This window comes from Aeromonas sp. sif2433 (assembly GCF_019218705.1).
In the GTDB taxonomy this organism is placed as follows: domain Bacteria; phylum Pseudomonadota; class Gammaproteobacteria; order Enterobacterales; family Aeromonadaceae; genus Aeromonas; species Aeromonas encheleia.
This window is the reverse complement of record NZ_JAHUXD010000013.1, coordinates 48,355-70,080: the sequence shown is the minus strand read 5'-3', so window position 1 is coordinate 70,080 and position 21,726 is coordinate 48,355. Positions and strand designations below refer to the sequence as shown.

Annotated in this window: 23 protein-coding genes; 8 read left to right on the top strand and 15 right to left on the bottom strand. The window is 60.3% G+C overall.

Annotation, left to right across the window (positions count from 1 at the left end; all coding sequences use genetic code 11):
* Positions 1–58: 58 nt before the first annotated feature.
* From mnmE to KW825_RS17825, 8 genes are all read right to left on the bottom strand, one after another.
* Positions 59–1,420, bottom strand: coding sequence for a tRNA uridine-5-carboxymethylaminomethyl(34) synthesis GTPase MnmE (gene mnmE, locus KW825_RS17860; RefSeq protein ID WP_042651574.1), 1,362 nt, complete (start codon positions 1,418–1,420; stop codon positions 59–61).
* 99 nt (positions 1,421–1,519) lie between these two features.
* Positions 1,520–3,166: a membrane protein insertase YidC gene (gene yidC / locus KW825_RS17855; protein WP_218329949.1), complete on the bottom strand. Its 1,647-nt coding sequence runs from the start codon at positions 3,164–3,166 to the stop codon at positions 1,520–1,522.
* Positions 3,167–3,171: 5 nt separating this feature from the next.
* Positions 3,172–3,420, bottom strand: coding sequence for a membrane protein insertion efficiency factor YidD (yidD, locus tag KW825_RS17850; RefSeq protein WP_010672280.1), 249 nt, complete (start codon positions 3,418–3,420; stop codon positions 3,172–3,174).
* Positions 3,387–3,746, bottom strand: a complete 360-nt coding sequence (gene rnpA / locus KW825_RS17845) for a ribonuclease P protein component (RefSeq protein ID WP_033129678.1) — start codon at positions 3,744–3,746, stop codon at positions 3,387–3,389. The genes yidD and rnpA overlap by 34 nt, the downstream gene beginning before the upstream one ends.
* A complete protein-coding gene (gene rpmH, locus KW825_RS17840; RefSeq protein ID WP_033129679.1) occupies positions 3,746–3,883 on the bottom strand; it encodes a 50S ribosomal protein L34 in 138 nt (45 codons plus the stop codon). Before rpmH ends, rnpA begins: the two co-directional genes overlap by 1 nt.
* A 268-nt stretch (positions 3,884–4,151) precedes the next feature.
* Complete coding sequence (locus tag KW825_RS17835; RefSeq protein WP_042651572.1) at positions 4,152–4,886, bottom strand: amino acid ABC transporter ATP-binding protein; 735 nt, start codon at positions 4,884–4,886, stop codon at positions 4,152–4,154.
* Positions 4,887–4,898: 12 nt separating this feature from the next.
* Positions 4,899–5,567 (bottom strand): amino acid ABC transporter permease, encoded by a 669-nt coding sequence (locus KW825_RS17830; protein WP_126623440.1) that lies wholly within the window; start codon positions 5,565–5,567, stop codon positions 4,899–4,901.
* Positions 5,568–6,326 carry an amino acid ABC transporter substrate-binding protein gene (locus KW825_RS17825; protein ID WP_042651571.1) on the bottom strand — a complete coding sequence of 253 codons (759 nt, stop codon included), beginning with the start codon at positions 6,324–6,326 and terminating at the stop codon, positions 5,568–5,570.
* A gap of 309 nt (positions 6,327–6,635) precedes the next feature.
* Here KW825_RS17825 and dnaA point away from each other — a divergent pair, with 309 nt between their 5' ends.
* The 4 genes from dnaA (at position 6,636) to gyrB (ending at position 12,710) form a co-directional block, all read left to right on the top strand.
* Positions 6,636–8,006 (top strand): chromosomal replication initiator protein DnaA, encoded by a 1,371-nt coding sequence (dnaA, locus tag KW825_RS17820; protein WP_042651570.1) that lies wholly within the window; start codon positions 6,636–6,638, stop codon positions 8,004–8,006.
* A gap of 83 nt (positions 8,007–8,089) precedes the next feature.
* Positions 8,090–9,193 (top strand): DNA polymerase III subunit beta, encoded by a 1,104-nt coding sequence (dnaN, locus tag KW825_RS17815; protein WP_042651569.1) that lies wholly within the window; start codon positions 8,090–8,092, stop codon positions 9,191–9,193.
* Positions 9,194–9,195: 2 nt separating this feature from the next.
* The gene (gene recF, locus KW825_RS17810; protein ID WP_218292557.1) at positions 9,196–10,299 is read left to right on the top strand and encodes a DNA replication/repair protein RecF; all 1,104 of its coding nucleotides are present in this window, start codon (positions 9,196–9,198) and stop codon (positions 10,297–10,299) included.
* Positions 10,296–12,710: a DNA topoisomerase (ATP-hydrolyzing) subunit B gene (gene gyrB, locus KW825_RS17805; protein WP_218329948.1), complete on the top strand. Its 2,415-nt coding sequence runs from the start codon at positions 10,296–10,298 to the stop codon at positions 12,708–12,710. Before recF ends, gyrB begins: the two co-directional genes overlap by 4 nt.
* Positions 12,711–12,900: 190 nt before the next feature.
* On the opposite strand, the gene KW825_RS17800 is transcribed toward gyrB, so the two are convergent.
* The 4 genes from KW825_RS17800 to KW825_RS17785 all read right to left on the bottom strand — a co-directional run bounded on the left by KW825_RS17800 (position 12,901) and on the right by KW825_RS17785 (position 15,943).
* Positions 12,901–13,281, bottom strand: a complete 381-nt coding sequence (locus KW825_RS17800; RefSeq protein WP_218329947.1) for a VOC family protein — start codon at positions 13,279–13,281, stop codon at positions 12,901–12,903.
* A 68-nt stretch (positions 13,282–13,349) separates the two neighbouring features.
* Positions 13,350–14,054, bottom strand: coding sequence for a YafY family protein (locus tag KW825_RS17795; protein WP_218329946.1), 705 nt, complete (start codon positions 14,052–14,054; stop codon positions 13,350–13,352).
* A gap of 71 nt (positions 14,055–14,125) precedes the next feature.
* Positions 14,126–15,088 (bottom strand): GlxA family transcriptional regulator, encoded by a 963-nt coding sequence (locus KW825_RS17790; RefSeq protein WP_218329945.1) that lies wholly within the window; start codon positions 15,086–15,088, stop codon positions 14,126–14,128.
* An 84-nt stretch (positions 15,089–15,172) separates the two neighbouring features.
* On the bottom strand, positions 15,173–15,943 hold the full coding sequence (locus tag KW825_RS17785) for an MBL fold metallo-hydrolase (RefSeq protein WP_218292561.1): 771 nt from the start codon (positions 15,941–15,943) through the stop codon (positions 15,173–15,175).
* A gap of 269 nt (positions 15,944–16,212) precedes the next feature.
* Here KW825_RS17785 and KW825_RS17780 point away from each other — a divergent pair, with 269 nt between their 5' ends.
* On the top strand, positions 16,213–16,626 hold the full coding sequence (locus tag KW825_RS17780) for an Hsp20 family protein (protein ID WP_042651562.1): 414 nt from the start codon (positions 16,213–16,215) through the stop codon (positions 16,624–16,626).
* Between the two features lie 81 nt (positions 16,627–16,707).
* The gene (locus KW825_RS17775) at positions 16,708–17,148 is read left to right on the top strand and encodes an Hsp20 family protein (protein ID WP_042651561.1); all 441 of its coding nucleotides are present in this window, start codon (positions 16,708–16,710) and stop codon (positions 17,146–17,148) included.
* Between the two features lie 53 nt (positions 17,149–17,201).
* Here the strand turns inward: KW825_RS17775 and KW825_RS17770 are convergent, their stop codons facing one another.
* Positions 17,202–18,452, bottom strand: coding sequence for a valine--pyruvate transaminase (locus KW825_RS17770; protein ID WP_218292563.1), 1,251 nt, complete (start codon positions 18,450–18,452; stop codon positions 17,202–17,204).
* A gap of 282 nt (positions 18,453–18,734) precedes the next feature.
* Between KW825_RS17770 and KW825_RS17765 the strand changes: the two genes are divergently transcribed.
* Entirely contained in the window at positions 18,735–18,968 is a 234-nt protein-coding gene (locus tag KW825_RS17765; RefSeq protein WP_218329944.1) for a hypothetical protein, read from the top strand.
* Here KW825_RS17765 and KW825_RS17760 read toward each other — a convergent pair.
* On the bottom strand, positions 18,898–19,722 hold the full coding sequence (locus KW825_RS17760; RefSeq protein WP_218329943.1) for a helix-turn-helix domain-containing protein: 825 nt from the start codon (positions 19,720–19,722) through the stop codon (positions 18,898–18,900). The genes KW825_RS17765 and KW825_RS17760 overlap by 71 nt on opposite strands.
* A gap of 92 nt (positions 19,723–19,814) precedes the next feature.
* Here KW825_RS17760 and KW825_RS17755 point away from each other — a divergent pair, with 92 nt between their 5' ends.
* Positions 19,815–20,942: a Bcr/CflA family efflux MFS transporter gene (locus KW825_RS17755; protein WP_218329942.1), complete on the top strand. Its 1,128-nt coding sequence runs from the start codon at positions 19,815–19,817 to the stop codon at positions 20,940–20,942.
* A 96-nt stretch (positions 20,943–21,038) separates the two neighbouring features.
* On the opposite strand, the gene KW825_RS17750 is transcribed toward KW825_RS17755, so the two are convergent.
* Positions 21,039–21,722 carry a response regulator gene (locus tag KW825_RS17750; RefSeq protein WP_218292567.1) on the bottom strand — a complete coding sequence of 228 codons (684 nt, stop codon included), beginning with the start codon at positions 21,720–21,722 and terminating at the stop codon, positions 21,039–21,041.
* Positions 21,723–21,726 lie beyond the last annotated feature (4 nt).

The following is a 21,726-nucleotide window of genomic DNA, read 5'->3' as shown; positions in this document are numbered from 1 at the left end:
CGCATAATAAAAAGCCCGGGACCATGCCCGGGCTTTTTTGTGGGTGGCTGATGCCGGCTTACTTGCCGATGCAGAAGCTGGAGAAGATGCGGCCCAGCAGATCGTCCGAGCTGAACTCGCCGGTGATCTCGGACAGGGACTCCTGCGCCAGGCGCAGCTCCTCGGCCACCAGCTCGCCAGCCACATAGACTTCAAGCTGCTCCTTGGCCACCAGCAGCCGATCGGCGGCACGCTCCAGTGCATCCAGGTGGCGACGGCGGGCCATGAAGCCCCCCTCGGTGTTGCCCTGAAAGCCCATGCAGGCCTTCAGGTGCTCGCGCAGGGCGGGCAGCCCCAGCTCGGTCTTGGCGGAGATGCGATAGACCGCGTGGCCCAGCTCACTGCGAGGAGCCAGATCCTCGCCGGTCAGATCGGCCTTGTTGCGTACCACGGTGAGACCGATGTTTTTTGGCAGGCGATCGACAAATTCCGGCCAGATCTCCCGCGGGTCTATCGCATCCGTGGTGGTGCCATCCACCATGAACAGCACCCGGTCGGCCTGCTCAATCTCGGCCCAGGCGCGCTCTATGCCGATCTGCTCAACCTTGTCCTGGGTGTCGCGCAGGCCGGCGGTGTCGATGATGTGCAGCGGCATGCCATCCAGGTGGATGTGCTCGCGCAGCACGTCGCGGGTGGTGCCGGCGATCTCGGTGACGATGGCGGACTCGCGTCCGGCCAGGGCATTGAGCAGGCTCGACTTGCCGGCGTTGGGACGGCCGGCGATCACCACCTTCATGCCTTCCCGCAGCAGGGCGCCCTGCTTGGCCTCGCCGCGCACGTCGTCCAGCTCCGCCATGATGCCGTACAGATCCCCCGCCACCTTGCCGTCGGATAGGAAATCGATCTCCTCGTCCGGGAAGTCGATGGCGGCCTCCACATAGATACGCAATCTGGTGAGACTCTCCACCAGTTGCTGGATCTTGCCGGAGAACTGGCCCTGCAGGGAGTGCATGGCACTGCGGGCGGCCTGCTCGCTGGAGGCCTCGATTAGATCGGCGATGGCCTCGGCCTGGGCCAGGTCCAGCTTGTCATTGAGGAAGGCGCGTTCGCTGAACTCGCCGGGACGGGCGGGGCGGAGGCCTTCAATTTGCAGGATGCGGCGGATCAGCATGTCCAGGATGACGGGGCCGCCGTGACCCTGCAGCTCCAGCACGTCCTCGCCGGTGAAGCTGTTGGGGGCCTTGAACAGCAGGGCTATGCCCTGGTCCAGCGGCTGGCCCTGCTCATCCTTGAACGGCAGATATTCGGCATAACGCACCCTGGGCAGTCGACCGAGTACGATTTCGGCGACTCGTTCGGCGGCGGGGCCTGAGACGCGGACTATGCCGACGCCACCCCGGCCGGGGGCGGTGGCCTGGGCCACGATCGTATCTGTTGTCATCTTGCTTGGCTCATCTGTTCGGTAATAGGGTCGGTCATTGCGGACATTGTAATAAAAAAGGCGGCCCGAAGGCCGCCTCTTTTGTCATCAGGGGGAAGATCAGCTGCGGGTGTGCAGGCCTTTCTTCTCCAGCTGACGGTAGATGATGGTCTGCTGGGTAATGGAGATGACGTTACTCACCAACCAGTACAGGGTCAGGCCAGCCGGGAACCAGAGGAACATGAAGGTGAAGATGATCGGCATGAACTGCATCACCTTCTGCTGCATGGGGTCCGTGATGGTGGTCGGGCTCATCTTCTGCAGGTACCACATGGAGGCACCCATGAGGATCGGCAGCACGAAGAAGGGGTCCTTCACCGACAGGTCGGTGATCCACAGGGCGAACGGTGCGTGACGCAGCTCGACAGACTCCATCAATGCCCAGTACAGGGCGATGAAGATCGGCATCTGCACCAGGATCGGCAGACAGCCACCGAGCGGGTTGACCTTCTCCTTCTTGTACAGCTCCATCATGCCTTGGGACATCTTCTGGCGATCGTCACCGAAGCGTTCCTTGAGCGCAGCCAGCTTGGGTTGCAGCATGCGCATCTTGGCCATGGAGGTGTACTGGGCCTTGGTCAGCGGGAACATGATACCGCGTACCAGCAAGGTCAGCATGATGATGGCCAGACCCCAGTTCTGGACGAAGCCGTGGAACACGGTCAGCAGCCAGTGCAGCGGCTGAGCGATGAACCAGAGCCAGCCGTAGTCGACGGTCAGGTCGAGGTGGTTTGCCACCTTGGCCATCTGATCCTGCAGCTTGGGACCGACCCACAGCTTGCTGGTCACTTCGGCCTGCTGACCGGCAGCCACGTCAACCAGCGGCGCCTTGTAACCAATGATGGCCTGGTCTTTACCCGGGATCACGCGGCTGTAGAAGCTGTTGGTATCCTCGGCATTCGGTGCCCAGGCGGAGACGAAGTAGTGTTGCAGCATGGCGACCCAACCACCCTTGGTGGTCTTGTTCAGGTCGGCATCCTTCATCTCGTCGAAGGTGTACTTCTTGTAGCGGGTATCTTCGCTGGAGAAGGCACCACCACGGTAGGCGCTGGCCACCATGGCATGACCTTCCTGGTCCTTCGGCGTGGTCACTGTCTGCTTCAGCTGGCCGTAGAACTGTACCTGGACGGGTGCGGCAGACTTGTTGTCGATCTTGTAATCGACGCCAATGGCGTAGTCACCGCGCTTGAGCACGAACTCCTTGGTGAAGACCACGCCCTTGCTGTCGGTCCAGGTCATGGGGACCATGACCTGATCCTGACCGTCGGCCAGCTGGTAGCTGGTCTGGGCGGCTTCGTAGGTGGGACGACCCTGAGCCTGGCTGTCCGGGCCATCACGACCCACCAGACCGCTCTGGGCAACATAGAGGTGCGCAGGTTGACTGGTCAGCAGGGTGAACGGCTGCTCCTTGCCTTCTTCCAGCTTGTGGGCCAGCAGTTCGGCAGAGACGATGTCACCGCCCTGGGTATCCAGGGTCAGCTTGAGCACGTCGGAAGAGACGGTGATCAGCTTGCGTGCGGTGGTGGCGTTGGCTTGCTCGGAAACCTGAGGAATATCACCGGTCTGACCGGCTTCAGGTACGAAATGTTCGGTTTGGGCCACGGTAGTCGGGGCCGGCTTCGGAGCCTTGTCGGACTCCCACTGTTGCCAGAGCAAAAAGCTCACGAACAGCAAACCGATCAGGAGTAAATTGCGTTGTGATTCCATAGTCTTCAGTTTCTTCGCTTTGGTTGCGGAACCGGGTCATAACCACCCTCGGATAAGGGATGGCATTTTAATAGACGTTTGCTAGCTAACCAAACGCCTTTTATGAAACCGTGAAGTCGGATGGCTTCTATCGCAAATTGGGAACAAGTCGGAGTGAAACGGCAGCGTGGCCCGAGCAGGGGACTAATGATTAGCTGATACAGGCGTATCAGTTTGATAGCTACCCATTGCAACGGCGTGACAGAGTGCGCCATAGCTTTTCCAGTAACTTGAACAACTCTTCGTTGTCCATCTCTTTGACACCGCCTTTGGCTATGACGACGATGTCGATAGCGGGCAGGTTGGCCTGATTGAGACGGAAGCTTTCCCGTACCACTCGTTTGACACGGTTACGCCAGACGGCACGCTTGAGTGCTTTTTTGGGCACGGCGAGGCCAAGGCGGGGATGTTCGAGAGTATTGGGGCAAGCAAGAAGTGTAATTTGCGGAGAAGCGGCCCGTACAGGCTCGGCGAAAACGCGTTTGAAGTGTTCGGGAGTTAACAGACGTAACTCCCGAGAGAAGGTGTGCTGGGTAGGCATTAGACTACCAGGCGGGCACGACCCTTGGCACGACGAGCGGCCAGAACCTTGCGACCGTTGGCAGTAGCCATGCGGGCGCGGAAACCGTGAGAGCGCTTGCGCTTCAGGTTGGACGGCTGAAAAGTACGTTTACTCATGATTAGATTCCGTATTTCTGTACAGTTTTGATTGTCACACTGAGCCGACGCGCCAGCTATAGCGTGTGACGACTAGCAAAAGAGGCCGAATTCTAAACAGAGTTCGGCTTCCAGTCAATCCGCCGTACCCCCTCATCTTGCTCTAACTCGTGAAGAGGCAGCGAAAGTTGACAGGATCCGTAGGATCAAGGGCCCGAATTATACTGGCAACCCGGGGTTAAACAAGGATCCTCCAAGAAAAAAGGCGGCTAGGCCGCCAAAGAGAGAGCTATTTAAGTACTTTGCGCAGGAACTCCCGGGTACGGGGATCCTGCGGATCGACCAATATCTGATCCGGCGGGCCCTGTTCGACGATCCGGCCCCCCTCCATGAAGATCACCCGATCGGCGACATCACGGGCAAACTCGATCTCGTGGGTCACCACCACCATGGTCTGGTGCTGGCTGGCGAGTTGTTTCATCAGCCCGAGCACCTCGTCGACCCACTCGGGATCGAGCGCCGAGGTGGGCTCATCGAACAGGATTACCTTGGAGTGCGCCGCCATGGCGCGACCGATGCCGACCCGCTGTTGCTGGCCGCCGGACAGCGACGCCGGGTAGGCATCCCGCTTCTCGGCGAGGCCGATGTCCTTGAGGATGCCTAGCGCGGTGGCACGCGCCTCCGCCTTGGGCCGCTTCCAGACGGTGATCAGCCCCTCGGCGATGTTGTCCAGCGCCGTCTTGTTGGCAAACAGGGCGTAGTTCTGGAACACGAAGGAGGCACGCTTGCGCAGCTCTATGGCCTGCTGCTCGCTGGCGTTGGCCAGGTCCAGCTGCAGGTCATCGATGGCCAGCCGGCCCGCATCCGGGGTCTCCAGCAGGTTGAGGCAGCGCAGCAGGGTCGATTTACCGGTTCCAGAGGGGCCGATAATGACCACTATGTCCCCCTTCTTGACCTCAAGGTCGATACCGTTCAGCACCTGATTACCGTCAAACGCCTTGGAGAGGCCCGTTAATTTAATCATGACAGACCTCCTTTAATAGGCACGGTTCAGGTGCACTTCCAGCAGGTGCTGCAAGCGGGTGAAGATGATGACGACGACCCAGTAGACCAGGGCGACCGCCATGAAGCTCTCGAAGAACTTGAAGGAGGAGGAGGCTTCCATCTGCGCCTTGCCCATGATCTCCGCCACCCCCAGGGTGAAAGCCAGGGAGGTGCTCTTGATCATGTCGATGAAGTAGTTCATCAGCGACGGGGTCGCGATGCGGGCCGCCTGCGGCAATATGATCCGCTGCATCGCCTGATAGCGACTCATGCCTATGCTGAGGGCCGCCTCCATCTGGCTCTTGTGGATGCCCAGAATGGCGGCGCGGATCGACTCGGCCATGTAGGCCGCAAAGTGCAGGGTCAGGCCGACGATGGCGGCGGTAAAGGCATCCATTCCCACGAAGATGGGGAACAGTTGTGGCAGGCCGTAGTAGAGCAGGAACAGCTGGACGAGCAGGGGGGTACCCCGGAAGAACGAGATGTAGAGCATCGCCAGCCAGTGGATCGCGGGGACGCGAAACACCCGTACTATCGCCAGGGTCAGCGACAGTACGAGTGCCAATGCGAATCCCCACAGGGCCATTTCCATCGTGGTGCCCAGGTATTTGAGCAGGATGGGAAACAGCCCCAGTGTGTACTCGAGATCGAATTCCATCATTTATTTGTTAGTGATGTCCGCTGCGAACCATTTTTCCGAGATCTTGGTCAGGGAGCCGTCTTTGCGCATGGCGGTGAGGGCGTCGTCGACCTTCTTCAGCACGGCCTGCTTCTCCGGGGTCTTCAGGAAGGGCAGGGCGTTCTCGATGGTCTCGAACGGCTTGCCAGCCTGTTGCAGCGGCAGCTTGGATTCCTTGATCAACTGGGCGGTGGAGACGCGGTCCATCACGAAGGCATCGATGCGGCCCAGGGCGACATCCTGCTCGAAGCTGGAGTCATAGGTACGGATATCGATCTTCTTCTCTGGATCATTTTTGCGCAGCAGCTCTTCGAAGTTGGAGCCGAGGTTCACGGCGACTGTCTTGCCGGCCAGATCCTTGAAGCCCTGGATGGTGCTGTTGCCCTTGCGCACCACGATCTGGGCGCCGTCATAGACATAGGGTTGGGAGAAGGCGTACTTGGCCTTGCGCTCGTCGGTGATGGTGATCTGGTTGGAGATGGTATCGACGCGACCGGTTTCCAGCATGCCAAACAGGCCGGAGAAGCTGGCGGTGACGAATTCCACCTTGTAGCCGGTGCGCTCACCGATCTGGTTCCACATGTCCACCTCGAAGCCCTGCAGCTTGTCCTGCTTGACGAAGGTAAAGGGGAAATACTTGCCGGACATGCCGACCTTGATGGTTTCCTGGGCGATGGCCTGGCCGGACAGGCTGGCCAGCAGAATGGCGGCGCCGGAGATCAGCTTGATGGTGGATGTCATGGGGATTCCTCTCTCTGTTGTTCTGTATTTTTAGTTGTAATCACGGGTTGGCGCTGATGTTATTGGAATAAAATATAAAGAATAAATGATATTTGGTTATATAAAATAACCGCGGCAGCATCGAATCATTCTGTCCACACCCCAGTCGGGGGCTGTGGGTAACTTTGGGGATGAAATCAGATCCTGGGGCGCTGGATCCTTGAAAGTCAAGGATCTTATTTGCTGGATCCGGGTGGCGGCAACTAGAGATCCAGCCGCTAAAAACGTAGAATAGCCGGTCTTTAGTTAATCAATTGACGGGAGTCTAGAGTGACTGCTTCGCTATGGCAGCAGTGCCTAAACCGGCTGCAAGATGAGTTGCCCTCGGCAGAATTCAGCATGTGGATCCGGCCGCTTCAAGCGGAGTTGAGTGACAATACTCTGACCCTGTATGCACCGAATCGCTTCGTTCTGGATTGGGTACGCGACAAGTACCTGCTCCGGGTCAACGGCATCATCAACGAGCTCTGCGGAGTCGATGGTCCCACCCTGCGTTTTGACATAGGTAATCGTCCCCATCCCGTCGCGGTCGCCAGAGCGCCGGCGCGGGGTGCTGCGCCTGTGAATAACTTGCAGAAGAGCTGGGAAAGCAAGACGGAAACCAAGCCCGAGCCGAACCACAAGAGCAACACCAACGTGAACTATACCTTCGAGAACTTCGTCGAAGGTAAGTCCAACCAGTTGGCCCGTGCTGCGGCCCGTCAGGTAGCCGACAATCCGGGTGGCGCTTATAACCCGCTATTCCTCTATGGTGGCACCGGTCTGGGCAAGACCCACCTGCTGCACGCCGTCGGCAATGCCATCAAGGAGCGCAAGAAAGACGCCAAAGTCATCTACATGCACTCCGAGCGCTTCGTCCAGGACATGGTGAAGGCGCTGCAGAATAACGCCATTGAAGAGTTCAAGCGTTATTACCGTAGCGTCGATGCCCTGCTCATCGATGACATTCAGTTCTTCGCCAACAAGGAGCGCTCCCAGGAGGAGTTCTTCCATACCTTCAATGCGCTGCTCGAGGGTAACCAGCAGATCATCCTGACTTCGGATCGTTATCCGAAGGAGATCAACGGCGTCGAGGATCGTCTCAAGTCCCGCTTCGGCTGGGGCCTGACCGTGGCGATCGAACCGCCCGAGCTGGAGACCCGTGTCGCGATCCTGATGCGCAAGGCGGACGAGAACCAGATCCACCTGCCGGACGAAGTCGCCTTCTTCATCGCCAAGCGACTGAGATCCAACGTCCGTGAACTGGAAGGGGCCCTCAACCGGGTCATCGCCAACGCCAACTTCACCGGTCGCGCCATCAACATCGATTTCGTGCGTGAAGCGCTGCGCGACCTGCTGGCCTTGCAGGAGAAGCTGGTCACCATCGACAACATCCAGAAGACGGTGGCGGAGTACTACAAGATCAAGCTGGCGGATCTGCTGTCCAAACGCCGCTCACGCTCCGTTGCCCGTCCGCGCCAGTTGGCGATGGCACTGGCCAAGGAGCTGACCAACCACAGTTTGCCGGAGATAGGTGATGCCTTTGGTGGCCGTGACCACACGACCGTTCTTCATGCCTGCCGCAAGATCGAGCAGCTGAAGGAGGAGAGTCACGACATCAAGGAAGACTATTCCAACCTGATCCGTACCCTTTCCTCCTGATTACAACGGTGAGTGGACAGATGCAGCGCGAATATTCCAACCTGATTCGAATCCTTTCGTCCCGATAACAACGGAGAGCACAGATGCAGCTCGAAATTAGCCGTGAGGCCCTGTTACGTCCTCTGCAACTGGTGTCCGGTGCCCTCGGTGGCCGGCCGACCCTGCCGATCCTCGGCAATGTCCTGCTCGATGTCAGCAACGGTCTGTTATCCCTGACCGGTACCGACCTCGAGGTGGAGATGATCGGTCAGGTCTATCTCAACAGCGACAGCCAGGATGGCCGCACCACAGTGCCGGCCCGCAAGTTGCTGGATATCTGCCGTGGCCTGCCGGAAGGGGCGGACATCCGCCTCAGCACCGAAGGCGAACGGTTGATCATCCGCTCCGGTCGTTCCCGCTTCAACCTCTCGACCCTGCCGGCGACCGAGTACCCGAATATCGAGGACTGGGAGTCCGTGCTCGAATTCGACATCGGTCAGCTGGAACTGAAGAGGCTGATCGATGCGACCCAGTTCTCCATGGCCAGCCAGGACGTGCGCTACTACCTGAACGGCATGCTGTTCGAGAGCGAGGGCCACGGCCTGCGCACCGTCGCCACCGATGGTCACCGTCTCGCTACCTGCCGCCGTGAGGTGGTACAGGAATCGCTGCCCGATCATCAGGTCATCCTGCCCCGTAAAGGGGTGCTGGAACTGGTGCGTCTGCTCGAGGCGGAAGACAAGCCGGTACGGCTGCAGATCGGCCGCAGCAACCTGCGCGCCGCGCTGGATGGCTTTATCTTCACCTCCAAGCTGGTGGACGGTCGCTTCCCCGACTGGCGCCGGGTCATTCCGCGCAACAGCGACAAGGCCCTGATCGCCGGTCGTGAAGATCTGCGCCAGGCATTCGCCCGCGCCGCTATTCTTTCCAACGAAAAATTCCGTGGGGTGCGTCTCAATTTGCAGCAACATCTGCTGCGCATCACCGCCAATAACCCGGAACAGGAAGAAGCGGAAGAGCTGCTTGACGTACAATACGAGGCCAGCGAGATGGAGATCGGCTTCAACGTCTCCTATGTGCTGGACGTGTTGAATACGTTAAAATGTGACCAGATCCGGATCAGCCTGAGCGATTCCATCAGCAGTGCCATTATTGAGGACTTTGACAGTCAAGATGCTCAATACGTGGTGATGCCGATGCGGATCTAGTCGTGTCCCTGGTCAAGCTCCAGCTCAGTGACTTTCGCAATATCCAGCAGGCCAGTCTCAAGCTGTCCCCCGGCCTCAATATCCTGGTCGGGTGCAATGGCAGCGGCAAGACCAGCGTGCTGGAAGCCATTCACTACCTCGGTCTCGGTCGTTCCTTTCGCACTCACCTGACCGGGCGGGTCATCCGCCAGGGGGAGCGGGCCTTCACCCTGTTTGCCCAGTGCGAGCTGGAGGGGCGCCAGGTGCCCATCGGGCTCGCCAAGGACAAGAGTGGTGAGACCCAGCTCAAGATCGCCGGGGCCCAGGCCCAGCGGTTGGCCGAGCTGGCGGAGTTGCTGCCGGTCCAGTTGATCCATCCCGATGGTTTCAACCTGCTGACCGGCGGGCCCCAGGCGCGCCGGGCCTGGCTGGATTGGGGCGTTTTCCATCAGGAGCCGACCTTCTTCTCCCTGTGGGGACGAGTGCGGCGGCTGCTGAAGCAGCGTAACGCCTTGCTGCGCCAGAGCAGCCAGTATCGCCAGCTGGCGTTCTGGGATCAGGAACTGGTACGGCTGGGGAGTGAACTGGCAGAGTTTCGCGCCAGTTATTGTCAGGCCATTACGCCCCTGATCAAGGAGATGACGGCGGATTTTCTGCCGGAATTCGACATCAGTCTCGGTTTCTATCGGGGCTGGGAGAAAGACCGCCCCCTCGGCGAATTGCTGGAGGCGGGGTTTGAGCGGGATCGCTCGCTGGGGTACACAGGGGTAGGCCCGCAGAAGGCCGATGTCCGACTCAAGGCGAACGGGGTGCCCGCTCAGGATATTTTGTCCAGGGGTCAGCTGAAGTTGTTGGTCTGTGCCATGCGACTGGCCCAAGGGCTCTATTTGAATCAACATAGCAGCCGCGGCTGTATTTTTTTAATTGACGATTTTGCCTCTGAACTGGATGTCGACAAGCGCCGCTTGCTGGCCGCAAGGCTGAAGCAGTGTGCGTCCCAGGTGTTTATCACCGCCATCGACACCGGTCAGCTCGCAGACATGATGGATGCGAATGACTGCAAGTTGTTCCACGTGGAACAAGGCAAGATCTCCGAAACGTTAGAGAAGGCAGAGAGTAAGCTATGAGTGAAAATACTTACGACTCCTCGAATATCAAGGTGCTGAAGGGTCTGGATGCGGTCCGCAAGCGCCCGGGGATGTACATCGGCGATACGGATGATGGCTCGGGTCTGCACCACATGGTGTTTGAGGTCGTCGATAACTCCATTGACGAGGCTCTGGCTGGCTACTGCTCCGATATTCTGGTCAAGATCCATTCAGACGGTTCCGTCTCAGTGCGTGACAACGGTCGGGGCATCCCGGTCGACATCCACGAGGAGGAGGGCCGTTCCGCCGCAGAGGTCATCATGACAGTGCTGCACGCCGGCGGTAAGTTCGATGACAACTCCTACAAGGTGTCCGGTGGCCTGCACGGCGTGGGCGTCTCCGTAGTCAACGCCCTGTCCGACAAGCTGTTGCTGACCATCCGTCGTAACGGCCATGTCTATGAGCAGACCTATCACCTGGGTGAGCCGCAGGCGCCGCTCAAGCAGATCGGCGACAGCAGCAGTGGCACTGGTACCGAGGTGCGCTTCTGGCCGAGCCCGACCATCTTCACCGATACCCTGTATCACTACGAGATCCTGGCTAAGCGCCTGCGCGAGCTCTCCTTCCTCAACTCCGGCGTGTCCATCCGCCTCGAGGATGAGCGTGATGGCCGCGAGATGCATTTCTGCTACGAGGGCGGCATCAAGGCCTTCGTCGAATACCTGAACCAGAACAAGACGCCGATCCACCCCAAGGTGTTCCATTTCTCCACCGAGCAGGACGGCATCGGCGTCGAAGTCGCCATGCAGTGGAACGATGCCTATCAGGAAGGGGTGTATTGCTTCACCAACAACATCCCGCAGCGGGATGGGGGTACTCACCTGGTGGGCTTCCGTACCGCGCTGACCCGTACCCTCAATACCTATATGGATAAAGAGGACTACAGCAAGAAGGCCAAGTCGGCCGCCAGCGGCGACGACGTGCGTGAAGGCCTGATCGCGGTCATCTCGGTCAAGGTGCCGGATCCCAAGTTCTCCTCCCAGACCAAGGACAAACTGGTCTCTTCCGAAGTGAAGACCGCCGTTGAACAGGCGATGGGTGAGAAGCTGGGTGAATTCCTGCTGGAAAACCCTAGCGATGCCAAGATCGTGGTCAACAAGATCATCGATGCGGCCCGTGCCCGTGAGGCCGCCCGCAAGGCGCGTGAGCTGACCCGCCGCAAGGGCGCGCTGGACATCGCCGGCCTGCCCGGCAAGCTGGCGGACTGCCAGGAGAAAGACCCGGCCCTGTCCGAACTCTACATAGTGGAAGGGGACTCTGCTGGCGGCTCCGCCAAGCAGGGTCGCAACCGCAAGAACCAGGCCATACTGCCGCTCAAGGGCAAGATCCTGAACGTGGAGAAGGCCCGTTTCGACAAGATGATCTCCTCGCAAGAGGTGGGCACCCTGATCACCGCCCTGGGCTGTGGCATCGGTCGTGACGAGTACAACCCGGACAAGCTGCGCTACCACAACATCATCATCATGACCGATGCGGACGTCGATGGTGCTCACATCCGGACCCTGCTGCTGACCTTCTTCTACCGCCAGATGCCGGAAATCATCGAGCGTGGCTACGTCTTCATCGCCCAGCCGCCGCTGTACAAGGTCAAGAAGGGCAAGCAGGAGCAGTATCTGAAAGATGAAGATGCGCTGCTGCAGTACCAGACCTCCATGGCGCTGGATGGTGCGACCCTGCACGTCAACGAGTCTGCCCCGGCCATCGGTGGCGAGGCGCTGGAGCGTCTGGTCAACCAGCACCGCGCCGTCTCCCACCTGATCACCCGCATGTCTCGCCGTGCGCCGGATGCCGTGCTGACCCAGCTGATCTATCAGCCTGAGTTGAACGAGATCCTGCTGGCCAGCGAGAGCGACCTGCAGGCCTGGTGTCAGAGCATGGAAGCCGTGCTCAACGAGAGCAACCACGGCATCCAGTACCAGATGCAGGTGCGTCGCGACGAAGAGCGCAGCCTGTTCGTGCCGCACGCCGTGGTGCGTCAGCACGGTGTGGATCGTGAATACGCGATCAGCTACGACTTCCTGCAGTCCGGTGAATACCGTCAGCTGGTCTCCCTGGGCAAGGAGATCGCCAACCTGATCGAGGACGGCGGTTTCATCAAGCGTGGCGAGAAGGTCAAACCCGTTGCGAACTTCGTGGAGGCCGTCGACTGGCTGATGAGCGAAGGCAAGCGCGGCATCTACATCCAGCGCTATAAAGGGCTGGGTGAGATGAACCCGGAGCAGCTGTGGGAAACCACCATGGATCCGGAGGCGCGTCGCATGCTGCGGGTCACCATCGACGATGCCGTCGGTGCCGACCAGCTGTTCTCCACCCTGATGGGGGATGCCGTCGAGCCGCGTCGTGACTTCATCGAGACCAACGCCCTGCGGGTAGCGAACCTCGACGTCTAATTGACGCCGTCAGGCAGACAGTAAAAAGCCGGTCCTCGTGACCGGCTTTTTTATATCGGTAATCTGCGGGATTTGAGCCGTTTGCTTGGGATGGCCCGCTTCCGGATGGGCTTGGATCTTGATGGATGTTCCACGTGAAACACCGCACCTGATGACTATTTCCAGTCTATCACTAGCCCACCACCTCTCGTCAGGCCAGCAGCTCGGCGGCCAGGCAGTAGAAGCGCAGACGATGGCCGTCCGGATCGAGCGCCATGCAGCTGTAGCCAAACTCCATTCGGGTTGGTGGCTGGGCTATGGTCAGGCCATGTGACTGCCATTTTGCAAACACGGCATCGACGCTGGCATCGTCAGGCAGAGGGAAAGCCAGCTCCATGGCGCCGGCCCCTTGCGTGACCTTGGGCTCGACCGTGGCACTGGACCAGAGTGCCAGCCTGGCGCCCGACTCGAAGACGAACATGGCGAAGGTGGGGGACTCTTCGACCGGCGGGTGATCGAACAGTTCGCGATAGAAGAGGGCGCTGTGGGCCGGGTTGGCGACGTAGAGGATGGTGAACTGGGGGACAAGCATGATGACACTCCTTCTCACTGGGGAATGGCGCATCGGCGCCGACCCCGTCAGCATGAGGGTCCCGACTGTCAGTTTCTGTCAGCAATGAATCTTGGCTGCGGGATCTGCTGGGTTGCTCGCCACTCCTTGAGCAGCAACACCCGACTCTTGGGGTAGCCGCACTCCTCCATGTGCATCTGGCTGATGCGATCCACCCGGAAGTGGCGAAAGCCCTGCCGCAGTTCGCACCAGGCCACCAGGACCCGCACCCGATCGAAGTAGCCAAGAGCGAATGGCCAGACGGTGCGCTCGGAGCTCGCCTCTTTCAGATCGTGATAATGCAGGGTGACCTTGCGCTGCTGGCGAATGGCACCGCGCAGGGGGGCCTCGTCCGTGCGTGCATGGCTGCGGGATGACCCTACCAGCAGGGCGTTGGCATGGAGTTGTTGGCGGTACTCGGCAGGCAGTATGGCCTCTATCTTGGCCAGCGCACTGCTGGCTCCGATGCTCAGAGCGCTGTCGGCATGGGCCACTACCCAGCGGGAGCCCAGAACCAGGGCTTCCAGCTCCTCTTCGCTGAACATCAGCGGAGGCAGCATAAAGCCGGGACGCAGCACATAGCCGATCCCCGGTTCTCCCTCGATATGCGCACCCTGGGCTTGCAGGGTCGCGATATCTCTATAGAGGGTGCGCAGGCTGATACCAAGCTGGCTGGCCAGTTCGGTGCCTGTGATGGCGTAACGGTGGCCGCGCAGCAACTGGAGCAGGGCCAGCAGGCGTTCGGAACGGGACATTGGGTGGCTCCTCGGGATCTATGGTCAGGGTGCCATGTTTGGGCGAGCCGGGACAGGGAGAGGAGGGCTATTCACTCCCTGCCGCCACGAAAGGCGCGTCGCCATTCGCTCGGCACTACCTTGAAGCGGGCACGAAAGTGCTGCCTCAGGGAGATCGCGGTCTTCAATCCCACCAGTTCGGCGATGCGCTCCACCGAGTGGTTGCTGGTCTCCAGCAGCTCCTGGCTGCGTCTGAGCCGCTCTGCCAGCAGCCATTCCCCGACGGAGAGGCCGGTCGCCTGATGAAAGCGGCGGGTGAAGGTGCGGCGGCTCATCAAGACCCGATCGGCCAGACTATCCAGGGTATGGGGCTGCGCCAGCTGAGCGCGCAGATGATCGAGCAGCTGGTTTATCCTGGTATCCTGGGTGGAGGCGGGCACAGGTTGCTCGATGAACTGGGCCTGGCCCCCTTCCCGGTAGGGAGGGATCACCAGCCGTCGTGCCAGCTTGTTGGCGATCGCACTGCCATGACGCTGGCGTACCAGATAGAGGCAGCAGTCCAGCCCGGCGGCCGTGCCGGCCGAGGTGACCAGCCCATCGTCATCCACATAGAGGGCGTTGGTATCGAGCAATACACGGGGGAAGCGGCGGATGAAATCCTGCTCATACTCCCAGTGGGTCGATGCCCTGCGCCCCTCGAGCAGCCCCGCATAGGCGAGCACATAGGTACCGAGACAGAGCCCCACCACCTGTGCGCCTCGGGCGTGGGCCACCACCAGCGCATCGAGCAGCGGCTGGGCGGGTCGCTCGGCCGGATCGCGCCAGAAGGGAAGTATGATGATGTCCGCCTCGGCCAGCCCTGCCAGGCCGTGAGTGACCTCGATACGAAAGCCCTGGGATGAGCCGGGTTGGCTGGTGGCGTCGCCGGCGCAGAGCCTGAGCTCGAACAGTGAGTGGCCCGGCATCATGCTATCCCCGAAGATGAGGCAGGGCACCGAGCAGTGGAAGGGGCTGAAATCATCGAAGGTCACGACGGCGACTATCGGGGTGGACATGACGGCGGACTCCTCTGCTCGTGGAATGGCGATGATAATCCCTGGATGTGCAAAGTCGAAGGGCCATATCGGCCCTTCGACTCATCACAGCGAGAGGGTCTCGCCGTCGGCTGGCACCAGCACCCGCGCCGTCATGCCGTGTTCGTCGAGGAAGTCGCGCAGCTCATCCCGTGACAACACCGCATGATTGACGGCTTCCATGTGGCTGGCGATCAGGGTGGCTTGCGGCGCGGCCAGATAGACGGCTCTTACATCCTCCTTGCCCATGATGATGGAGCCGAGCCCCGGCACCCGGGCATCGCCGCAGTTCAGGATGACCACCTCGGGTCTGTGCTGTCGCAGGCTATGTTCGACCATCTCGTTCCAGACGGTATCACCCGCCAGATAGAGGCGCTTCTCGTCGGGATGGGAGAAGATCACGCCGCACACCTCTCCCAGCCGTTCACCCAGCACGGCCATGACATCGTCGCTGCCGTGCTGGCCTTCGGTCCGTTGTAGCCGGATACCGGCAAACTCTGCCGACTCGTCCAGCAGACGCACATCATGGAAGCCGCAGGCCAGGATGCTGTCGGCATCCTTCTGGTGCTGCACGAACAGCGGGAGATGTTTGGGGATCTGCTGCTGTGCGGCCAGGTCCCAGTGGTCAGGATGATCGTGGGTGACGATCACCGCATCCACATCGATGAGTTCCGCCAGGGGCAGTGGCAGCTCGACCAGGGGGTTGCGAAGGTGGCTGTTGGCCGTCCCCTCAAAGCCCGGGAGGCTGTCCTTGGCAGACAACATGGGATCGATCAGAAAGCGGATACCGGCATAGTCGATCAGCAGGGTGGCGTTACGAACCTGGGTAATGTGCATAGCATTGCATCCTTGGTGGCGGCTGAGTGTGCCACCAGTATGACGAGGGATGCGGGGAGCGATGAGTGGCCCACGGGTCGATTATCGATACTATCGGGCCAAGGGTGGGTCGAAATGGTTAGACGCAATTTTTTCAACTTTTTCCCTTGAAAGCCAAAACGCCGGCCCTATATAGGTAACGAGGCCGGAACGCTCGACAGAGGTTTCGACCTGGGGCCCGTCCATCAGGAGGGCAAACAATCCGTTATCGCTCACAAGAGGATAATACTATGCGTTCTATCGATTTCTCTCCGCTCTATCGTTCTGCCATTGGTTTCGACCGTCTGGCCAATCTCATCGAATCTGCGGCCAGCAATGGCAATGCCGGTTATCCCCCCTACAACATCGAGCAGCTGGGTGACAACGACTACCGCATCAGCATGGCGGTGGCGGGCTTTACCCAGGAAGAGCTGGAGCTGAGCTTCCAGGAAAATCTGCTGACGGTGAAGGGCAGCAAGCAGGCCGATACCGAACGCAACTATCTCTATCAGGGCATCGCCGAGCGGGGTTTCGAGCGTCGCTTCCAGTTGGCCGACTATGTGCGGGTGAAAGGGGCCGATCTGAAGAATGGCTTGCTGCACATCGAGTTGGCGCGTGAGGTGCCTGAGGCCATGAAGCCGCGCAAGATAGAGATCAATGGCTAATGCCCTTATTTGACCAAGCTTCCTGGCGCCGATGACGGGCCTGTGAAGATCCAACCTGTTGCTTATTAAAAGGATAGGATTATGCGTAACCTCGATTTTTCTCATCTCTATTCCAATGCCGTCGGCTTCGAGCGGATGGCCCGTGAGCTGGAAGGCCTGTTTGACCAGAAGACGGCGGCCTATCCCCCTTACAACATCGAGAAGCGGGAGCACGACAGCTACCGCATCACCCTGGCGGTGGCGGGCTTCGAGCGTGAAGAGCTGGAGCTGGAGACCGAGAATGGCACCCTCAAGGTGAAGGGTCGCAAGACGACTCCCGCCGGGGAGCGTCAGTTCCTCCACCAGGGTATCGCCGAGCGTGACTTCGAGCTCGCCTTCAAGCTGAGCCAGCATGTCGAGGTGCGGGATGCCCGGCTGGAGCATGGTCTGCTGACCATAGATCTGGCCCGCGAGCTGCCCGAGGCGCTCAAGCCCCGTGCCATCCCCATCGGACAAAGCGAGCAGTTGGCCCTGTCCAACTGATCCCGGAACGAAAAAAAGGCCTGCGATTGCAGGCCTTTTTTGTTGGCTGAAGGTCAGTCTGCGTAGAGGCCGTTGATCTCCTCGGCCAGGATGGCGATGCCACGGCGCACCAGATCCTCGCTCTGGGAGTAGTTGAGGCGGATGCACTCCTGGCTGTGGCGCCACTCGGGATCATCGATGCCGGGGAAGAAGTAGTGACCCGGCACGATCAACAGGTTCTTCTCCTTCAGGCGCTCATAGAGTGTCTGACTGTGGATTGGCAAATCCTCAAACCAGAGCCAGAGGAAGAGGGCGCCTTCCGGCTTGTGGATGTGGAAGCGGGGATCCGGGATGGCCTCGCGCAACAGCTGCACCGCCAGCTCGGCCTTCTGCCGGTAGAAAGGCTTCACCACCTGCTCGCTCAGGGTGATGATCTCGCCGCTCTCGATCATCGGAATGGTGAGGGCTGGCCCCAGGCTGCCCGGTGCCAGGTTGATGATGCCGCTCAGGTTGGTGATGGCCTGGATGATCTTCTCGTCGGCGATGACGATGCCGCAGCGGGTACCCGGCAGACCCAGCTTGGAGAGGCTCATGCAGAGGATGGTATTGGCATTCCAGAACGGCTTGGCCTCGCTGAAGATGATGCCGGGGAAAGGCACCCCGTAGGCGTTGTCGAGCAGCAGCGGAATACCCTTGTCGCGGGCGATCTGATCGAGATGCTCGATCTCCTCGTCGGTCAGCACGTTGCCGGTGGGGTTGGTCGGGCGGGAGACGCAGATCACCCCGATGTCGTCGCCGACCTGCAGGCTCTCGAAATCCACGTGGTACTTGAACTGGCCGTCTGGCAACTTCTCGATGGTGGGCTTGTAGGCCACGAAATGGTCATCGGCCAGCGCCGAGTCGGCATAGCCGATGTATTCGGGGGCCAGGGGGAACAGCACCTTCTTCTTGCGGCCATCGGCGAACTCACCGGCCAGCAGGTTGAACAGATAGAAGAAGGCATTCTGGCTGCCGTTGGTCAGGGCGATGTTGCGAGCCGAGATGTCCCAGCCTAGCTCTCTCTTGAGCAGGGCGGCCAGCGCCTTGGTGAACCTGTCCTTGCCTTGCGGGCCATCATAGTTGGCCATGGCTTTCACCAGCTCGCCATTGTCGAGCAGGGTCTTGGCTTCGGCTTGAAAGCGTTCCAGCATGGCAGGGATCGGGGCTGGATTGCCGCCACCCAGCATGATGGCGTCCGGATTGGTCAGCCCCTGATTGAGGTCATCCATGAGTTGAGTAATGCCGGCGTGGCGAGTGAACTTCTCGCCGAACAAGGAAAATTCCATTCGGTGACGGATCCAGATTGGGTTACGGGGATGTAGCACCATAGCTCAGTTTAAAAGCGGGTGTCGATCAAAATAACCGGACGTTCCACGTGGAACATGGACCAAAAATTAAGCGTGGTAAAAAACACCACTTATAGGTTTAAAAATGACCAGCCAGATCGGTGTATATGCTTGATTAGGTACTCAAAATATCATTAATTTAAACAAAATCATGATGTTATAAATTTGGCATGACTATTGGAATAGCTATCTGGTCATCTCAACCATACCGGAGAACACCAGATGAAAACCCTGATCGCCGTCCTGATGCTGAGCACCCTGAGCCTGAACGTCATGGCCAACGAGATCCCCAGACCCGAGCTGGATACCGTCAAACTGGGGCAGGAGATGCTGGCCCAGCAGCAGGCGGCATCTTATGCCGTGGTGCAAGAGGCCCTCGGCAATCTCAAGCCGCTGGCACTGGATACCCTGGTGGTGGGGGCGAGCTCGGCCGATGAGACTCACCCAGAGAGTTGAGATGGCGCAGCGGAGTCTGCCCCGTGTGCTGCTTGAAGAAGCCGATGAAGGCGCTGTCGCTGGAGAACTCCAGCTGCGCCGCGACCCGGCTGATGGGCACGGCCTCGGCCAGCAGCTCCATGGCGCGCAACAGGCGCCACTGCTGGCGCCAGGCCTGATAGCTCATGCCGGTATCCCGCATGAAGATACGACCAATGGTCTTGTCACTGGCACCCACCCGCTCGGCCAGCCGGTTGAGCCGAGCGGGCAGGGTGTCACCCCCTGTTATCTCCCCTAACCAGGCTGCCAGGCGCGGATCGGACGGCAGCGGCAGTTGCCAGGATTCCTGCGGTGCGTGCGCCAATTCCTCCATGAAGAGTGCCAGCGTTCGGCTCTGCTCCCGCTCGGGTTTGTCCCATGGCCAGAATGCCATCCGCTCGATGATCTCCCGCAGCAGCGGGTTGACCGCCATCACCTGCACACTGGTGGGCAGCTCTGGCAGTGGCGTGAAATAGAGGGAGCGGTAGGCCACCACCCCGCGCATCAGCACCCTGTGAGGGGTGCCCGCCGGTAGCCAGGCAGCCCGACTGGGCGGCAGCAGGCAGAGCCGATTATCCAGCTCGATGCTCATGCAGCCGGCCTGGGCAAACAGCAGCTGATGGCGTTGATGCCGGTGCAGACCCGAGTCATGCCAGCCCAGCGCGGAGGCGATGCCGATCACGCCGCCAGCCAGCCGATCCGGGTCAAAAGGGTGATCGGGAAGAATAAAGGCCATGTGTCCGATTATTGATGTTTATAGTCCTGGATATTGTAATCAGACATCTCGCATCTCTCTAGACTGGCAGCCTCTCGTTGAGGAGGTTTGTCATGAACAACAAGTTGCCGCCGCGCTGGCTGATGGTCGGACTGATGATGTTTCCCCAGATGGTGGAGACCATCTACAGCCCGGCGCTGACCCATATCGCCAGCCAGTTCCGGGTGAGTGACGGCCAGGCGTCCCAGACCCTGTCGGTCTATTTTCTGGCATTTGCGCTGGGCGTCGTCTGCTGGGGGCGGCTATGCGATCTGATCGGGCGGCGTCCGGCCATGCTGGCCGGTCTGCTGACCTATGGACTCGGCACCCTGCTGGCGCTGCTGGCAGGGCAATTTGAAACCTTGCTGCTGGCCAGGGTCATCTCGGCCTTTGGCGCCGCCGTGGGATCCGTGGTGACCCAAACCATGCTGCGCGACAGCTATCAGGGCGGTGAGCTGGCCCACGTCTTCTCGGTGATGGGGGTGGCGCTCTCCCTCAGTCCCGTGCTGGGGCTGGTGAGCGGTGGCCTGCTGGCCGAGTGGTTTGGCTATCTCGGCGTCTTCGGCGGCTTGCTGTTGCTGGCCCTGGTGCTGGGGCTGGCTGCCAGCTGGCGACTGCCGGAGACCCGCCCATCGACCATGACCCGAGTCGCGCTGTGGCCACTGGCCTGCCGAATGGTGCGGGATGCCGGACTCTGGCGCAGCGCCCTGCTGGTCGCCCTGTTCAACTGCATGCTGTTCGGCTACTACAGCCTGGCGCCATTTCTGTTTGCCGAGCAGGGCAGGCAGAGCAGCGAGTTTGGTTACTCCGGCCTGGTGTTGGCGCTGGCGACCCTGCTCGGCAGCCTGCTGAACCGCTACCTGCTGGGCAAGGGATGGTCGCCGGCGTTGCTCATCCGGCTGGCCTCTGTGCTGGCGCTGGGAGCCGGGCTCGCGGTGTGGGCGAGTCAGGTGACCCTCTGGTTCCTGCTGCCCATGATGGGAGTGGTGGTGGCCTTCGGGGTCGCGATCCCAAACGTGCTGAGTCAGGCCTTGCTGGCCTATCGGGAAGTGGCGGGCAGCGCCGGTGCCCTGTTCGGGCTGAGCTATTATCTGCTGCTCAGCCTGGGGCTGGCGGTGGCGGCGGCCGTGCAGGATCTCGGTCTCTTGCTCAGCGGCTGTGGTTTGCTGGCGCTGCTGTGCGCTTGGCGGCGTTCCACGTGAAACATCAGCTGCCGATGAAACGGTAGCCGATGCCGGATTCGGTTTCGATCAGGTTGGGTTGCTGGGGCTGTTGCCGCCCAGCTACTTACTGAAACATCAGCTGCCGATAAAACGGTAGCCGATGCCGGATTCGGTCTCGATAAGCGTCGGTTGCTGGGGGTTATCCCCCAGCTTCTTGCGCAGGCTGGCGATGACGATACGCAGGTAGTGGGTATCCTCCTTGTGGCTCGGTCCCCAGATGTCGTTGAGCAGCTGGGTCTGCATCACCAGCTTGCCGGGGTGGCACACCAGCGCCTGCAGCAGGGCGAACTCCTTGCGCGACAGGGGGATCTCCTCGTCGTGCAGGCTCACCTTGTGGCTGCTGGCGTCCAGGCTCAGGCCACAGTGCGGGAAGTGGCGGCACTCGCCACTGCTGACCCCGGCCCGTTGCCGCAACAGGACCCGGATCCGCGCCATCATCTCCTGGATGCCGAACGGCTTGCTCATGTAGTCGTTGGCCCCCGCGTCCAGCAGCCGCACCTTCTCCTGCTCCGAATCCCGCGCCGACAACACCAGCACGGGGTGCTGGTGGTGCTCGCGGATCGCCTGCAAGATCTGGATGCCATCCCCATCGGGCAGACCGAGATCCAGGATCACCAGGTCCGGGTTGAGGTGGCGATACTGCTCCAGCCCGTCGTTGACGCCGACCGCCTCGCTGACCTGATGGCCTTCGGCGATCAGGCTGATGCGCAGGAAGCGGCGGATCGCCATCTCATCATCAATGACCAGAATATGAGCCATCTGG

Coding starts and splice junctions, on each gene's coding strand:
- mnmE (WP_042651574.1), bottom strand. CDS start 1,420: ATGACAACAGATACGATCGTGGCCCAGGCCACCGCCCCCGGCCGGGGT.
- yidC (WP_218329949.1), bottom strand. CDS start 3,166: ATGGAATCACAACGCAATTTACTCCTGATCGGTTTGCTGTTCGTGAGC.
- yidD (WP_010672280.1), bottom strand. CDS start 3,420: ATGGCGCACTCTGTCACGCCGTTGCAATGGGTAGCTATCAAACTGATA.
- rnpA (WP_033129678.1), bottom strand. CDS start 3,746: ATGCCTACCCAGCACACCTTCTCTCGGGAGTTACGTCTGTTAACTCCC.
- rpmH (WP_033129679.1), bottom strand. CDS start 3,883: ATGAGTAAACGTACTTTTCAGCCGTCCAACCTGAAGCGCAAGCGCTCT.
- KW825_RS17835 (WP_042651572.1), bottom strand. CDS start 4,886: ATGATTAAATTAACGGGCCTCTCCAAGGCGTTTGACGGTAATCAGGTG.
- KW825_RS17830 (WP_126623440.1), bottom strand. CDS start 5,567: ATGATGGAATTCGATCTCGAGTACACACTGGGGCTGTTTCCCATCCTG.
- KW825_RS17825 (WP_042651571.1), bottom strand. CDS start 6,326: ATGACATCCACCATCAAGCTGATCTCCGGCGCCGCCATTCTGCTGGCC.
- dnaN (WP_042651569.1), top strand. CDS start 8,090: ATGCAGCTCGAAATTAGCCGTGAGGCCCTGTTACGTCCTCTGCAACTG.
- gyrB (WP_218329948.1), top strand. CDS start 10,296: ATGAGTGAAAATACTTACGACTCCTCGAATATCAAGGTGCTGAAGGGT.
- KW825_RS17800 (WP_218329947.1), bottom strand. CDS start 13,281: ATGCTTGTCCCCCAGTTCACCATCCTCTACGTCGCCAACCCGGCCCAC.
- KW825_RS17795 (WP_218329946.1), bottom strand. CDS start 14,054: ATGTCCCGTTCCGAACGCCTGCTGGCCCTGCTCCAGTTGCTGCGCGGC.
- KW825_RS17790 (WP_218329945.1), bottom strand. CDS start 15,088: ATGTCCACCCCGATAGTCGCCGTCGTGACCTTCGATGATTTCAGCCCC.
- KW825_RS17785 (WP_218292561.1), bottom strand. CDS start 15,943: ATGCACATTACCCAGGTTCGTAACGCCACCCTGCTGATCGACTATGCC.
- KW825_RS17780 (WP_042651562.1), top strand. CDS start 16,213: ATGCGTTCTATCGATTTCTCTCCGCTCTATCGTTCTGCCATTGGTTTC.
- KW825_RS17775 (WP_042651561.1), top strand. CDS start 16,708: ATGCGTAACCTCGATTTTTCTCATCTCTATTCCAATGCCGTCGGCTTC.
- KW825_RS17770 (WP_218292563.1), bottom strand. CDS start 18,452: ATGGAATTTTCCTTGTTCGGCGAGAAGTTCACTCGCCACGCCGGCATT.
- KW825_RS17765 (WP_218329944.1), top strand. CDS start 18,735: ATGAAAACCCTGATCGCCGTCCTGATGCTGAGCACCCTGAGCCTGAAC.
- KW825_RS17760 (WP_218329943.1), bottom strand. CDS start 19,722: ATGGCCTTTATTCTTCCCGATCACCCTTTTGACCCGGATCGGCTGGCT.
- KW825_RS17755 (WP_218329942.1), top strand. CDS start 19,815: ATGAACAACAAGTTGCCGCCGCGCTGGCTGATGGTCGGACTGATGATG.
- KW825_RS17750 (WP_218292567.1), bottom strand. CDS start 21,722: ATGGCTCATATTCTGGTCATTGATGATGAGATGGCGATCCGCCGCTTC.